General features: G+C 64.1%; 14 protein-coding genes and 1 pseudogene. 5 read left to right on the plus strand and 10 right to left on the minus strand.

What is annotated here, in order from left to right; translation table 11 throughout:
• Positions 1-20: 20 nt before the first annotated feature.
• Positions 21-566 (minus strand): septal ring lytic transglycosylase RlpA family protein, encoded by a 546-nt coding sequence (locus ONR75_RS02510; protein WP_265081234.1) that lies wholly within the window; start codon positions 564-566, stop codon positions 21-23.
• Positions 567-1228: 662 nt separating this feature from the next.
• On the opposite strand from ONR75_RS02510, the gene ONR75_RS02515 reads away from it, so the two are divergent.
• From ONR75_RS02515 to ONR75_RS02535, 5 genes are all read left to right on the plus strand, one after another.
• Positions 1229-1789 (plus strand): F0F1 ATP synthase subunit delta, encoded by a 561-nt coding sequence (locus tag ONR75_RS02515; protein ID WP_265081235.1) that lies wholly within the window; start codon positions 1229-1231, stop codon positions 1787-1789.
• A complete protein-coding gene (gene atpA / locus ONR75_RS02520; RefSeq protein ID WP_265081236.1) occupies positions 1789-3324 on the plus strand; it encodes a F0F1 ATP synthase subunit alpha in 1536 nt (511 codons plus the stop codon). Before ONR75_RS02515 ends, atpA begins: the two co-directional genes overlap by 1 nt.
• A gap of 121 nt (positions 3325-3445) precedes the next feature.
• Entirely contained in the window at positions 3446-4327 is an 882-nt protein-coding gene (locus tag ONR75_RS02525; protein WP_265081237.1) for a F0F1 ATP synthase subunit gamma, read from the plus strand.
• Between the two features lie 60 nt (positions 4328-4387).
• Positions 4388-5830: a F0F1 ATP synthase subunit beta gene (gene atpD, locus ONR75_RS02530; protein ID WP_265081238.1), complete on the plus strand. Its 1443-nt coding sequence runs from the start codon at positions 4388-4390 to the stop codon at positions 5828-5830.
• 85 nt (positions 5831-5915) lie between these two features.
• On the plus strand, positions 5916-6323 hold the full coding sequence (locus tag ONR75_RS02535; protein WP_265081239.1) for a F0F1 ATP synthase subunit epsilon: 408 nt from the start codon (positions 5916-5918) through the stop codon (positions 6321-6323).
• A gap of 140 nt (positions 6324-6463) precedes the next feature.
• Here ONR75_RS02535 and ONR75_RS02540 read toward each other — a convergent pair whose 3' ends face one another.
• From ONR75_RS02540 to ONR75_RS02580, 9 genes and pseudogenes are all read right to left on the minus strand, one after another.
• The gene (locus tag ONR75_RS02540) at positions 6464-6955 is read right to left on the minus strand and encodes an RNA pyrophosphohydrolase (protein WP_265081240.1); all 492 of its coding nucleotides are present in this window, start codon (positions 6953-6955) and stop codon (positions 6464-6466) included.
• A 7-nt stretch (positions 6956-6962) separates the two neighbouring features.
• Complete coding sequence (locus tag ONR75_RS02545; RefSeq protein ID WP_265081241.1) at positions 6963-7466, minus strand: RNA pyrophosphohydrolase; 504 nt, start codon at positions 7464-7466, stop codon at positions 6963-6965.
• Positions 7467-7549: 83 nt separating this feature from the next.
• Positions 7550-8758: a divergent polysaccharide deacetylase family protein gene (locus ONR75_RS02550; protein WP_265081242.1), complete on the minus strand. Its 1209-nt coding sequence runs from the start codon at positions 8756-8758 to the stop codon at positions 7550-7552.
• Between the two features lie 134 nt (positions 8759-8892).
• Positions 8893-10281, minus strand: coding sequence for a S41 family peptidase (locus ONR75_RS02555; RefSeq protein WP_265081243.1), 1389 nt, complete (start codon positions 10279-10281; stop codon positions 8893-8895).
• Positions 10278-11551, minus strand: a pseudogene (locus ONR75_RS02560) (murein hydrolase activator EnvC family protein). Before ONR75_RS02560 ends, ONR75_RS02555 begins: the two are co-directional and overlap by 4 nt.
• A gap of 131 nt (positions 11552-11682) precedes the next feature.
• A complete protein-coding gene (rlmH, locus tag ONR75_RS02565; protein WP_265081244.1) occupies positions 11683-12165 on the minus strand; it encodes a 23S rRNA (pseudouridine(1915)-N(3))-methyltransferase RlmH in 483 nt (160 codons plus the stop codon).
• Between the two features lie 59 nt (positions 12166-12224).
• Entirely contained in the window at positions 12225-12581 is a 357-nt protein-coding gene (gene rsfS, locus ONR75_RS02570) for a ribosome silencing factor (protein ID WP_265083505.1), read from the minus strand.
• Between the two features lie 371 nt (positions 12582-12952).
• Positions 12953-13528 (minus strand): nicotinate-nucleotide adenylyltransferase, encoded by a 576-nt coding sequence (locus tag ONR75_RS02575; RefSeq protein ID WP_265083506.1) that lies wholly within the window; start codon positions 13526-13528, stop codon positions 12953-12955.
• Between the two features lie 81 nt (positions 13529-13609).
• Entirely contained in the window at positions 13610-14899 is a 1290-nt protein-coding gene (locus ONR75_RS02580) for a glutamate-5-semialdehyde dehydrogenase (protein ID WP_265081245.1), read from the minus strand.
• Between the last annotated feature and the right edge of the window lie 53 nt (positions 14900-14952).

The raw sequence follows: 14952 nt of genomic DNA on the forward strand, positions 1-14952 counted from the left end.
CCGGCTTGCTGTGATGTTGCTTACATGACCTCGGCGACGACGCGGCCGACGCCGCGGCTGGTCAGGCCGATGGCGCTGGCAGCGCCCTTGGAGAGGTCAAGCACGCGCCCACGGATGAACGGGCCGCGGTCGTTGATGGTGACGACGACGCTGCGGCCGCCATGGGTGACACGCAACTTGGTGCCGAACGGCAGCGAGCGATGAGCGGCGGTCATGGCGCCCTGGTTGAAGCGCTGGCCCGAGGCGGTGCGGCTGCCGGCTTCGTTGCCGTAATACGAGGCCATGCCGGCAAAGCTGCGGCCGGCACTGGCCAAAGCGCGGACCGGCGCCTGCACGGCGCTCTCGAACAGCGACGGGATCGACGCATTGGCGTCGAGCGGCGAAGCCTTGCTGACATGGTGGCCGTGGTGGCGGTGATGAACGTGATGGCGCTGGCCGTGATGGTGCCGGGATTTGGCCGAAGCTTCCGAAATGGACCCGCCCAGAACAAGGGTCGCGGCGAGCATGGCAAGTGCGGAGTGCGACCGGGGCAGCTTGCCCAATTTTGAAATTCCATATTGCAGCATATTAAATCGATCCTCAGACAGTATTATCGCAAATGCGACAAGTGGAACCCCCGTCCCGTTGATGGCTGCACCGTTGAAGGGTTAATGAGGCGTAATCTAGGCGGGCAATTCGTTCCATTACGAGCTGAAACATCTTTTGACCGATCGGCGGGACGTTGATACCTATCGATTGCTGAATTATTGTCGGTGATATTACTTTTTATTACTTTGCTTTACTGAAGAGCTAAGTCGTTCTGTGGAATCGCCGGACTTTGACAAGTAAATGTCATGTTGAGTGAACCTTGGCGCTGGCCGGGCGACAAAGGCGTCGCGCTGGCGGTGCTCGGTCGGCGATCCCGGTTTTCAGGTCGCGTGCCGGATCCCGGCATCCGGCAACGCGCTTCGGCTGCGTTGCAATCCGGAGCAGGGCGAAGCCCCAGGGGCCGCCCGCCCTCGGGAAACGATTCTTGCGCAAGGCTGCGACAAGGCATCGCCAATCGTCTTCGCCGCGTTGCACCCGCGCGCGCGCTATGTTAGCAAAGCCGCGATTTGGACGGGCCGGGGCACGACGCTGCGGCTCGAAAATCGAAGTCCCGCTTGAATTCCAAGGACTTGGATCGCTAGGCGCCGTATTCTGGCGATAGTTATTCCCTTGCGGATTTGACAGCCTGAAGAGCGCAGTAGTGGCAGCAGAAGATCCGTCAGTTTCGGGAGTGTCCGGTCGCTATGCGACGGCCTTGTTCGACCTCGCGCGCGATGAAAAGTCCGTCGATGCGGTGATGGCCGATCTCACCAAGTTCGAGGCCATGCTGGCCGACAGCGCCGACCTGACCCGGCTGGTGCGCAGCCCGGTCTTCGGCGCCGAAGTCCAGTCCCAGGCTTTGTCCGCCGTTCTCGACAAGGCCGGCATCGGCGGCATCAGCGCCAAGTTCCTCAAGCTTCTCACCGCCAATCGCCGGCTGTTCGCGGTCCGCGATGTGATCCGCGCCTTCCGTGCGCTGGTGGCCAAGTTCAAGGGCGAGGCCACGGCAGACGTTACCGTCGCCGAGCCGCTCAGTGACAAGAATCTCGACGCCCTCAAGACCGCGCTGAAATCAGTGACGGGCAAGGATGTCGCGCTCAACGTGAAGATCGATCCGGCCATCATCGGCGGGCTTGTCGTCAAGCTCGGCAGCCGCATGGTGGACTCTTCGCTCCGCACCAAACTCAACTCGATTAAGCACGCGATGAAAGAGGCAGGCTGATGGACATCCGCGCCGCGGAAATTTCCGCGATCCTCAAGGATCAGATCAAGAACTTCGGCCAGGAAGCTGAAGTTTCCGAAGTTGGACAGGTTCTGTCCGTCGGCGACGGCATTGCCCGCGTCTTCGGCCTCGACAACGTCCAGGCGGGCGAAATGGTCGAGTTCGAAAACGGCACCCGCGGCATGGCGCTGAATCTCGAAACCGACAACGTCGGCATCGTGATCTTCGGCGCTGACCGCGAGATCAAGGAAGGTCAGACCGTTAAGCGCACCCGCGCCATCGTGGACGCGCCGGTCGGCAAGGGTCTGCTCGGCCGCGTCGTCGATGCGCTCGGCAACCCCATCGACGGCAAGGGCCCGATCCAGGCCGACAAGCGCATGCGCGTCGACGTCAAGGCGCCGGGCATCATCCCGCGCAAGTCGGTCAACGAGCCGATGGCCACCGGCCTGAAGTCGGTCGACGCTTTGATCCCGGTCGGCCGCGGCCAGCGCGAGCTGATCATCGGTGACCGTCAGACCGGCAAGACCGCGATCGCCCTCGACACCATCCTGAACCAGAAGTCGCTGAACGTTGCCGGCGCTCCGGAAAGCCAGAAGCTGTATTGCGTCTACGTCGCGATCGGCCAGAAGCGCTCCACCGTCGCGCAGTTCGTGAAGGTGCTCGAGGAGCAGGGCGCGCTGGAATATTCCGTCGTCATCGCCGCCACCGCGTCCGATCCGGCCCCGATGCAGTACATCGCGCCGTTCACCGGCTGCACCATCGGCGAATTCTTCCGCGACAACGGCATGCACGCCGTCATCATCTATGACGATTTGTCGAAGCAGGCCGTCGCCTACCGCCAGATGTCGCTGTTGCTGCGCCGTCCGCCGGGCCGCGAAGCTTATCCCGGCGACGTGTTCTATCTTCACTCGCGCCTGCTCGAGCGCGCTGCGAAGCTCAACGATTCCCAGGGCAATGGTTCGCTGACGGCGCTGCCGATCATCGAAACCCAGGCCAACGACGTGTCGGCCTACATCCCGACCAACGTGATTTCGATCACCGACGGCCAGATTTTCCTGGAGACTGACCTGTTCTTCCAGGGCATCCGTCCGGCCGTGAACGTCGGTCTGTCCGTGTCGCGCGTCGGCTCCGCCGCGCAGACCAAGGCGATGAAGAAGGTCGCCGGCAAGATCAAGGGCGAGCTCGCGCAGTACCGCGAAATGGCGGCGTTCGCGCAGTTCGGCTCCGATCTCGACGCCTCGACCCAGCGCCTGCTGAATCGCGGCGCCCGCCTGACCGAACTCCTGAAGCAGCCGCAGTTCTCGCCGCTGAAGATGGAAGAGCAGGTCTGCGTGATCTGGGCCGGCACCAACGGCTACCTCGACAATCTGCCGATCGCCAAGGTGCGCGGCTTCGAAGACGGCCTGCTGTCGCTGCTGCGCGGCAAGAACGTCGACGTTCTCGAAGCGATCCGCGACAGCCGTGATCTCAAGGACGACGTCGCCGCCAAGCTCAAGGCCGTCGTCGAAGGCTTTGCGAAGACTTACGCTGCTTAAACTTGCCGAAATGGCCGGCCTTGTGCCGGCCATCCACGTTTGATGCGCGGCACGAGGCTGCGCGTCACGAACGAGAGGTTTGCGATCGGGCCGAGGGCTTGATCGCCGGGGTGGACTGAGAATGGCTTCACTTAAAGACATGCGCGTCCGCATCGCCTCCACCAAGGCGACGCAGAAGATTACCAAGGCCATGCAGATGGTGGCGGCGTCGAAGCTGCGCCGCGCGCAGATGGCTGCCGAAGCTGCGCGGCCTTACGCCGAGCGGATGGATGCGGTCATCGCCTCCATTGCCGGCGCGGCCGCCGGATCCGGCACCGGCCCGGCGCTGCTGGGCGGCACCGGTCGTGACCAGGTTCACCTGCTGCTGGTCTGCACCGGCGAGCGCGGCCTGTCCGGCGCGTTCAACTCCTCGATCGTACGCCTCGCGCGCGAACGCGCGCTGGCGCTGATGAATCAGGGCAAAGAGGTCAAGTTCTTCTGCGTCGGCCGCAAGGGCTACGAGCAGCTGCGCCGTACCTTCGACAAGCAGATCGTCGAGCATCTCGAATTGCGTTCGGTGAAGCAGCTCGGCTTCGTCAATGCCGAGGACATCGCCAAGAAGGTTCTCGCCCGCTTCGACAATGGCGAGTTCGATGTCTGCACCCTGTTCTTCTCGCGTTTCAAGACGGTGATCGCGCAGATCCCGACCGCGCAGCAGATCATTCCGCTGGTGGTGCAGGCGCCGGCCGCGGCCAGCGATGCGCCGAAGCCGATCTACGAATACGAACCCGCCGAAGACGAGATCCTCACCGGCCTGTTGCCGCGCAATCTCGCGGTGCAGATCTTCCGCGCGTTGCTGGAGAACAATGCGTCGTTCTATGGCGCGCAGATGAGCTCGATGGATAACGCCACGCGCAACGCCGGCGACATGATCCGCAAGCAGACATTGATCTACAACCGCACCCGCCAGGCGATGATTACCAAGGAGCTGATCGAGATCATCTCCGGCGCCGAGGCGATCTAACAACAGCATTCCGGTCGCAAGGCCGTCGTTTCAAGTTTTGGACTTCAAGGAGAAGTTTTCATGGCTACCCCCGCCAACCAGACCGGACGCATCACCCAGGTCATCGGCGCCGTCGTCGACGTGCAGTTCGAAGGCGCGCTCCCCGCGATTCTCAGCGCCGTCACCACCATGAACGGCAAGAACAAGCTGGTGCTCGAAGTCGCCCAGCATCTCGGCGAATCCACGGTGCGCACCATTGCGATGGACACCACCGAGGGTCTGGTCCGCGGCCAGGAAGTCACCGACACCGGCAACCCGATCATGGTGCCGGTCGGCGTCGGCACCCTCGGCCGCATCATGAACGTGATCGGCGAGCCGATCGACGAAGGCGGTCCGATCGCTTCGGAAGGCATGCGCGCGATCCATCAGGAAGCGCCAATGTACACCGAGCAGTCCACCGAGGCTGAAATTCTCGTCACCGGCATCAAGGTCGTCGATCTCCTGGCGCCTTACGCCAAGGGCGGCAAGATCGGCCTGTTCGGCGGCGCCGGCGTCGGCAAGACCGTGCTGATCCAGGAACTGATCAACAACGTCGCGAAGGCGCACGGCGGCAACTCGGTGTTCGCCGGTGTCGGCGAGCGTACCCGCGAAGGCAACGATCTCTATCACGAGTTCATCGAGTCCAAGGTCAACGCCGATCCGCACAATCCCGATCCGTCGGTGAAGTCGAAGTGCGCGCTGGTGTTCGGCCAGATGAACGAGCCCCCGGGCGCCCGCATGCGCGTCGCGCTGTCGGGCCTGACCGTCGCGGAACATTTCCGCGACCAGGGCCAGGACGTGCTGTTCTTCATCGACAACATCTTCCGCTTCACCCAGGCGGGTTCGGAAGTGTCCGCTCTGCTCGGCCGCATCCCCTCGGCGGTGGGTTATCAGCCGACCCTGGCGACCGACATGGGCGCGCTGCAGGAACGCATCACCACCACGCATAAGGGTTCGATCACTTCGGTGCAGGCCATCTACGTGCCGGCCGACGACTTGACCGATCCGGCACCTGCAACCTCGTTCGCGCATTTGGACGCAACGACCGTGCTGAACCGCGCGATTTCGGAAAAGGGCATCTACCCCGCGGTGGATCCGCTCGACTCCACCTCGCGCATGCTTTCGCCGCTGATCGTCGGCGAGGAGCATTACCAGACCGCGCGCATGGTCCAGCAGGTGCTGCAGAAGTACAAGTCGCTGCAGGACATCATCGCCATTCTCGGCATGGACGAACTGTCGGAAGAGGACAAGCTCGCCGTCGCCCGCGCCCGCAAGATCGAGCGCTTCCTGTCGCAGCCGTTCTTCGTCGCTGAAATCTTCACCGGTTCGCCGGGCAAGTTCGTCGACCTCGCCGATACCATCAAGGGTTTCCGCGCAATCTGCGAAGGCAAGTACGACCACCTCCCGGAGGCCGCCTTCTACATGGTCGGCGCCATCGAAGAGGCCGTCGAAAAGGGCAAGAAGCTGGCTGCCGAAGCCGCTTAAGAGACCAACGGAAAGCAGCGAACGACCTCAGGCGTGTTCGCTGCTTCCTCTCTGATTGTTTGTTATTGCTGCACGCAGGTATCTCATGGCCACCTTCCACTTCGATCTTGTTTCGCCTGAAAAGCTTGCCTTCTCGGGTGAAGTCGATCAGGTCGACATCCCCGGCGCCGAAGGCGATTTCGGCGTGATGGCCGGTGCGGCGCCGATGGTTGCGGCGCTGCGTCCGGGCATCCTGACCATCACGTCGGGCGGCATCAAGCAGATGATCATCGTGCTCGGCGGCCTCGCCGAAGTGTCCGACAAGGGCCTCAACGTGCTGGCCGACGTCGCCACCTCCATGCAGGATCTCGATCGCGCCGCGCTGGCCGACCAGATCGCCGCCATGGAAGCCAAGCTGGCCGAGAAGGAAGGGTCGCAGCTCGACCGCGCCATCGAGCGCCTCGACCACTTCAAGACCATCCAGATGCACGTCAACTCGACGGCGATGCACTAAGCGCGGACTGTCGTCGCGCGGCTTGTCCGGGCGACCCAGTAATCACCGGCATCGCAGATAAAGCCGTGACGGCTCCGTCTACTGGATCACCCGGTCAAGGCGGGTGATGACAGCAGAGTTTGTGGCTCACAACACCCAGCTCACACAAATTTCGCAAATCGCTCCGCCACCGCGCGATACACCTCGCGACGGAACGGAACGACCAAGTCAGCGACGCCGTCGAGTTTCTCCCAACGCCATGAATCGAACTCGGCCGGCTGGCCGTTGCGTGTCGCCAGCGGGTCGACCTCGTCGTCGCGGCCGGTGAAGCGCAGCGCGAACCATTTCTGGCGCTGGCCGCGGAATTTTCCGAAGCGGTGCGTCGGATCGTCGAACGGGATGAAGTCGTAGGTCAGCCAGTCCGTCTCATCGAGATAATCGGCGTTGACCACGCCGGTCTCTTCCCACAACTCGCGCATCGCCGCGTCGCGTGGATTCTCGCCGGCGTCGATGCCGCCCTGGGGCATCTGCCATTCCAGCCCGGGCAGGATGATCTCGGGGCCATCGTCCTTGAAGCGCCGCCCGATCAGGACCAGACCATCCGCATTAAACAGCGCGACCCCGACATTGGGGCGATAGGGCTTCTCGGTCATGGCCTGATTATTTACCCGACAACCGGGAAAATTCCTTCACCACCCGTTCGTAAACCGGACGCTTGAACGGCACGATCAGCTCCGGCAGATTCTTCATCGGCTCCCATCGCCAGTTCACGAACTCGGCCTTGTGGCCGGCCGGCGGATGAGTGACGTTGATCTCGCTGTCATTGCCGGTGAAGCGCACGGCAAACCACTTCTGGCGCTGGCCGCGGTAGCGGCCTTTCCAGGCGCGGCCGGCGACAGTGCGCGGGATGTCGTAGATCAGCCAGTCCGGGACCTCGCCCAGTTTCTCCACCGAACGAACGCTGGTTTCCTCATAGAGCTCGCGCTTGGCGGCTTCCCAAGTGTCCTCCCCGGGATCGACGCCGCCCTGCGGCATCTGCCAGACGTGGGTTTCATCGACGTGCTCGATGCCGCCCGAGCGGCGGCCGATGAAAACAAGGCCTTCCGGGTTAAGCAGCATCATTCCAACGCAAGTTCGGTACGGTAGGTCTTCGTAGCGCGCCATTCCGTCAATGCCTCTCGCGTTGGTTCGAGCCGGATATATGAGGCGATTCGGCCGCGCCGAATTCACCTTAGCCCATCAACGCCCTAGCTTGATTTTGATTTCAGCATGGCTGTTGTCAATGGCACAAGCAACACACCGCGGCTCTCCAGCGCTTTGGCCCAGGCTCCGATGCGCTCGATGGAGATCGGCAGCGCCGAGGCGGCGCCGATCGCCGTGCCGCGCTCTTTTGCCAGGGTCTCGAGCTTGGCCAGCGCGCGGTCGATCTCCGCCGAACTCGGCACCGCGTCGATGGTGAGGTCGGCGCGCGCGAACGGCATGGCCAGCGCCTCGGCGACAACCCCGGCGGTGCTGCGGGGCGTCGATCCGTCATCGAAGTAACCGAGCCCGCGCTTGGCGGCGTCGCCAATCACGGGCTGCATCGCGGTATCGGTGGCGACAAAACGCGCGCCCATGAAATTGGCAATTCCGACATAGCCCTGGAATCGGCTCATGTGCCACATCAGCCGGTCGAGATTCTGTTCGGTGCTGGCGGTGGCCAGCAGGGTCTGCGGGCCGGGGTCGTTGTCGGGATAGTCGAACGGCTCCATCGGCACCTGCAGCAGCACTTCGTGGTGCTGGGCGCGGGCGCGCTCCACCAATTTGCCGGGGTCCGAACCGTAGGGCGTGAAGCCCAGCGTGACCGCTGCCGGCAGCTTCATGATCGCATCGGTGGTCTTCGCCGCGCCGACGCCGAGACCGCCGATCACGATGGCAATGCTCGGAACCTGCGCACCCTTGGCGCGGTCGGCATCGGAGCCGGCGGCATAGGCGGTGAGTGGCTTCAATCCATCTGCCGCCACCGGGACCATGCCGTAGCGAGTCTTCTCCAGCAGGCGGGGAACGATTCCCGTGGGCGCTGCGAGCGGGCCATCCGGCTCGCTTTTGCCGCTTCCGTCGGCGGGCAGGACGACATCGTGGCGGGCGCCGCTCGACCCGTCGATGATGGTGACGGTCTTCTGCCCTGCGGTGGCGGCTGCCTTGGCCGGCTCGCTGTCATGCTTCGCTTCGGCCTTTGCCGGCGGAGCGGCAGCAGCTTTCTCGCCGGCCGGTTTGCCCGGAGCGATCGCGACGCGGACGCTTGGTTCGCCGCCCATCGGATCGTCGTTGAAAATGGCAAAGCCGACGAAGCCGACCAGAAACAGGCCAAGGATCACGGCGAGCGCCTGCGTGGCCGTGAACGGCAGCCGGAACCGCCGCTTGCGCGTCGATTTTTGTCCAAGCGGGGTGCTCAGATCGTCCGTCGACAATGCCATGAATCTCCCGAATCAGCCGGGGAGACAATACCACGCCCATTCAAACCGGCGGCACCGTCTGGATCCCCAATGGCTGGCGGCAACAAAAGGGCGGCCCGCAGGCCGCCCGATTCAAATCCACCGATGCCGGGAACTCAGTTCTTCTTGCTGGCCGGCGTATCGTCGGCCGGCTTCGCCTTGGGGTCGGCTGCCTTGGCCGTATCGGCCGCTGCCGGCGCGGTGGTGTTGGCGGTGACCTTGATGCCGTGCAGCAGGTCGGCCGCCGCCTTCAGCGCCTTGTCGTCCTTGACGTCCGGCGGCACGTAGGACTGCGAGCCGGTCTTCTCGTCGCCGTCGTTCTTCAAGTGGCCGCGCAGCGAGGCTTCGCCCTTGGTATCAGTGCGCGACTTCAATTCGTCGGGCACATCCTGGGTGATCTCGATGTCGGGCACGATGCCCTTGGCCTGGATCGACTTGCCCGACGGCGTGAAGTAGCGCGCCGTGGTGAGGCGGAGCGCGCCGTTGCCGGAGCCGAGCGGGATGATGGTCTGCACCGATCCCTTGCCGAACGAACGCGTGCCGATGGTGGTGGCGCGCTTATGGTCCTGCAATGCGCCGGCGACGATTTCCGACGCCGAGGCGGAGCCGCCGTTGATCAGCACGACCACCGGCTTGCCCTTGGTGAGATCGCCTGCGTGCGCGGTGCGGCGCTGGGTTTCCTCGGCGTTGCGACCGCGGGTCGAAACGATCTCGCCGCGCTCCAGGAACGCATCCGAGACGGTGACGGCTTCTTCAAGCAAGCCGCCCGGATTGTTGCGGAGATCGATGATGAAGCCCTTGATCTTGTCGGCGCCGATCTGCGTGGTCAGCGCCGCGATCTCGCGCTTCAGGCCTTCAGTGGTCTGCTCGTTGAAGGTGGTGATGCGGATATAGGCGATGTCATCGCTTTCCACGCGCGCGCGCACCGAGCGGACGCGGATGTTGTCACGCACCAGGGTGACGTCGAGCGGATCGTCCTTGCCCTTGCGGACGATCTTCAGCTTGATCTTGGTATTGACCTGGCCGCGCATCTTCTCGACGGCCTGGTTCAAAGTGAGGCCCTGCACGGCTTCGTCGTCGAGGCTGGTGATGATATCATTGGCCATGATGCCGGCCTTCGACGCCGGCGTATCGTCGATCGGCGACACCACCTTGATCAGGCCGTCTTCCATGGTGACTTCGATGCCGAGGCCGCCGAATTCGCCGCGGGTCTGCACCTGCATGTCGCGGAAGCTCTTGGCGTCCATGTAGCTCGAATGCGGATCGAGGCCGGTGAGCATGCCGGAAATCGCCGACTCCACCAGCTTGCTGTCATCGGGCTTCTCGACATAGTCGCTGCGCACCCGTTCGAACACATCGCCGAACAGATTGAGCTGGCGATAGGTATCGGACGTGGCAGCGCGTGCGCTCGTCCCCATGAACACAGCGCGCGGCTGGGTCACGAACAGCGTCAAGGCGGCGCCGGTGGCAGCACTCAGCAGGATTATTGAAGTCTTGCGCATCATCCGCGAACCTTTTCGCCTTCGTTTGCGGCCCACCATGGGCCAGGATCAATGGGAGTACCGTCCTTACGGAACTCGATATAGAGCACAGGCTGGCTGACATCGGCCGCGAGAATGGAGGCTACCCGGGAGGTCGATCCCATGACCGCCACCGGTTCCCCCGTCAGCACGAACTGGCCGATGTTCACCGAAATTCGCTCCATCCCGGCGATCAGGACATGATACCCGCCACCGGCGTTGAGGATCAAGAGTTGTCCGTAGCTGCGGAATGGGCCGGCATAGACAACCCAGCCGTCACACGGTGTTGTGACCTGGGCACCGGGCCGGCTGGACAATGACATGCCTTTTTCGACGCCACCGACGCCGTCGGACCCGCCGAAATTGCGGATCCGGGTGCCGTTGACCGGAAGCGCGAACAGTCCCTTGGCAGAGGCGAAAGCGATGGCCGGACTGAGTCGCCCGGCGTCCTTGAGGCCGCCCAGATTCGGTTTGCCATTGCCGAGCGCCGCCGGTGCCCCTGCAGGCTGGCTGTCTCGGCGGCCTTCGCGGCGCTCTTGACGTCCAGCTCCATTTTCGCGATCAGGCCCTGCAGGCTGTCTACCTGCTTGGAGAGCGTGAGCGCGCGTGCAGCCTCCGCCTCCATATCCTTCTCTGCGACGCTTTGTTTCTTCTGGCGTTCGTCGACATAGGACGCGAGGCGGGTCTGGTCGTCCTTGAGCTTGTCGCGATCGAGTGCCAGTTGGTCGCGTTCGCTACCGATAGCCTTGCGCAGAGTCACAAGCTCGCCGAGATCGTCGACCAGCTTTTCGGCGCGTCCGCGCATCTCGGGCACGACGGATCCGAGCAGAATGGCAGTGCGCAGCGATTTCAGCGCGTCTTCGGGGCGTACCAGAAGCGCCGGCGGTGCGCGCCGTCCGGCGCGCTGCAGCGCGGCCAGCACTTCGGCGATTTCGGCGCGGCGAGCGTCTAGCGATGCGCGAATCTGTTGCTCGCGCGCATCGAGCGGACGCAGCCGTGTCTCGGCATCCTCGATCCGGGTTTCAACACTGCGCACGCGTGCGGCGATGTCGATCACCTGCTGGGTCAGCTTGCTGCGGTCCTGGCCGAGCGCGGCGATGTCGGCCTTGAGCTTTTCGCGCAATTCGGCGGCGCTCTGCTGCTGCGCGCGGGCGGCCGCAAGCTCCTGTTCGCGCTGTCGGATCAGTTCCGTCGGCGGCGCGTTGACCTGCTGCACCGTTGGCGGGGCGGTCTGCGCCACGGCCGGTGCCGCCACGGCTGTCGCCAGGCTGGCCGACGCCAGCAGCAGCGACAGCGGAAAGCGGCCGGAAAACGACGGCCCGCGGCGGACAGCGCTTGGAAACCAATCGGATTGCCGCGGGGCCCGCATCGAGAGTTCAGACCTTGCTAAACGCGGTGATAGGGATGGCCGGCCAAAATCGTCGCCGCCCGGTAAATCTGTTCAAGAACCATGACCCGCACCATCTGGTGCGGCCAGGTCGCCGCGCCGAATGCCATGGTAATCTTGGCTTTGCGCCGCAAATCGGGCGAAAGTCCGTCCGCACCGCCGATGACAAAAACATTATGTGACACCGACTCGTCGCGCCAGCGGCCGAGATTGCGGGCGAAAGTCGGGCTGTCGATATTGCTGCCGCGCTCGTCGAGCGCGACCAGAACCGACTTGTCGGGGATCAGCGCCGCGATCGCCGCGGCTTCCTCATGGATCCGGGTGGCGGCATCGCGGGCGCGGCTTTCCGCAAGTTCATGAATATCGAGGCCGCGAAAGCCGAGCTTGCGGCCGATATCGTCAAATCGCTCGCGATAGCGCTCCGCGAGTTCGCGCTCAGGGCCCTGCTTCAGCCGGCCGATCGAAATCAACATCAGACGCATGGACGCACGCTATCACGCGCGCCATCGTTGCACATGGCGAGGATGGCCCGAACCGTTGCTCAGACCACCTGAAGCGGCGTCGGGGTCTGCGACCACAGCCGTTCCAGGTTGTAGAATTCGCGCACTTCCGGCCGGAAAACGTGAACGATCACGTCGCCGGAATCGATCAGCACCCAGTCGCAGTTCGGCAGACCCTCGACATGGATCTTCTTGATGCCGGTTTCCTTGAGGCCCTTGGCGAGGTTTTCTGCGACGGCGCCGACGTGGCGGTTCGACCGGCCGGAGGTCACGACCATGTAGTCGGAGAACGCCGATTTGCCGCGCAGGTCGATGGTCACGGTTTCCTCGGCCTTCATGTCGTCGAGGCGGGCGAGGATCAGGCTCAGGGTCTTGCTGGCCTCCGACTGTGCTTCCACAGCGGCGGGAGCGATGGACCCCTTCTTGGCGATCTTCGGCTTTGTCGTTGCAGGCTTTAAAGCCTTGGCTTTCAAGGTCTTGGAAGCCGGGGCCTTGGCAGCGGCCTTGGGCTTTGCAGCCTTGGTCGCCAGGACCTTCAGGTCCGAAGTCTTGAGATCCGAAGTCTTGGTCGTTGAAGTCTTCGGGGCGGGTGTCTTACGAGTCGATGCCTTGCCAGCCTTCGGCAAAACAGACTTGGACAATACAGATGTGGCCAGGGACCATTCCTTTCACTGTATCGCGAGCGCCGAATCGAGGGCGCCCGCTCATATTAGGCATGTGGTCTTGACGGTTTCAAGAAACCAGCCAGACCGCGATTTTCTCGACTATATCACGTTTTCCAGCTGCCGTCCGGGTTCCGCAACCGGGTGGACGACAAATTCAGTTTCATGCCGGTCAGGAAGACCCAGGCCGGGGGCGCGCGATCGGCGAGGGTGGCGGCGGCGGTTTCCGGTATCCGGTAGCGCGCCAGGGCTTGCGACGCCGTTGCGGCCAACCCGTGGAAACTTTGTGGCGGCCGGTCGATCACCGCGAACGGTACTTCGGCAGCGATTCGTTGCCAGTTTTCCCATTTGTGGAATTGCGCGAGATTGTCGGCGCCCATGATCCAGACGAAGCGCGCGCCCGAACAGCGGCGGCGCAGGTAGTTGATGGTGTCGACGGTGTAGCGCGTGCCGATCACCGATTCGAGGCAGGTGACGTCGATGCGCGGATCGTTGGCGACCCGCCGCGCGGCGGCGGCGCGTTCGGCGAGATCGTGCAGGTTGCCCGGATCCTTCAGCGGGTTGCCCGGCGACACCAGCCACCAGACCCGATCGAGCTGCAGCCGTTTCATGGCGAACAGGCTGATGGCGCGATGCGCAGCGTGCGGCGGGTTGAACGAGCCGCCGAGCAGGCCGATGCGCATGCCGTCGGTATGAAACGGAATACCGTGGGCGGAGACTGAAGGTGGCGCCAAGTCAGTCTCCAAACGCACAAACTGAAATGATCACGGCCGGGTCTGTCCGGTGCCGTGAATCCGGTACTTGAAACTGGTGAGCTGTTCGGCGCCGACCGGGCCGCGGGCGTGGAATTTCCCGGTGGCGATGCCGATCTCGGCGCCAAAGCCGAACTCGCCGCCGTCGGCGAACTGCGTCGAGGCGTTGTGCAGCACGATCGCCGAATCGACCTCGTTGAGAAATCTCTCGGCCGTCGCGGCGTCCTCGGTGACGATGGCGTCGGTGTGATGCGAGCTGTGCTGCTGGATATGCAGCAACGCGCCGCTCACGCCATCGACAACGCGGGCAGCGATGATTGCGTCTTCATATTCGGTGTCCCAGTCCTCGTCGGTCGCAGGCTTCACGCGTGCGTCGATGCCTTGCACAGAAGCGTCGCCGCGCACTTCGCAGCCGGCGTCGATCAGCATCTCGACGAGCGGCTTGAGATGGGTCGCGGCCACCGCGCGGTCGACCAGCAGCGTTTCCGCCGCGCCGCAGACGCCGGGGCGGCGCATCTTGGCATTCAGCACGATCGACCTGGCCATCTCCAGCGAGGCGGCATGGTCGACATAGACGTGGTTGACGCCTTCGAGATGGGCGAACACCGGCACCCGCGCTTCGGCCTCGACGCGGGCGACGAGGCTCTTGCCGCCGCGCGGCACTATCACATCGACACCGCCGTTCAATCCGGTCAGCAGCAATCCCACTGCGGCGCGATCGCGCGTCGGCACCAAAGTGATCGCGGCCTCAGGCAGGCCGGCCTCGCGCAAGCCCTGCGTCAGGCAGGCATGGATGGCGCGGCAGGAGCGGAAACTGTCGGAGCCGCCGCGCAGGATCACGGCGTTGCCGGACTTCAGGCACAGCACGCCGGCGTCGGCGGCGACGTTGGGGCGGCTCTCGAAAATCACCGCAATGACGCCGAGCGGCACCCGGACGCGTTCGATGGTCATGCCGTTGGGCCGCTGCCAGCTCTCGGTGACGGTGCCCACGGGGTCGGCAATGTCACGGATGGTGCGGACGCCGTCGGCCATCGCGTCGACGCGGGCCTGGGTCAGGGTCAGCCGGTCGATGAAGGCCGAGGTGGCGCCGCTGGCGCGGGCCTCGGCGACATCTTCGGCGTTGGCCGCGAGGATTGCCGACGCCCCGGCGCGGATAGCGCGCTCGATAGCCTCCAGCGCCCGGTCCTTCTGTGCGGTCGGGGCGAGCGCCAGCACTCGCGCCGCGGCGCGCGCGCCCCGGGCAAGGTCGGTCATCAGCGACGTCAGGTCGGCTCCGGCGTCAACGGCTTTCAGGGCAGTCATGGGAAATCCAGGCAAGTTTTCGGTGTCACGATAACATAGGCGGGCAGGCCCGG

The organism is Rhodopseudomonas sp. P2A-2r (genome assembly GCF_026015985.1).
GTDB lineage: Bacteria > Pseudomonadota > Alphaproteobacteria > Rhizobiales > Xanthobacteraceae > Tardiphaga.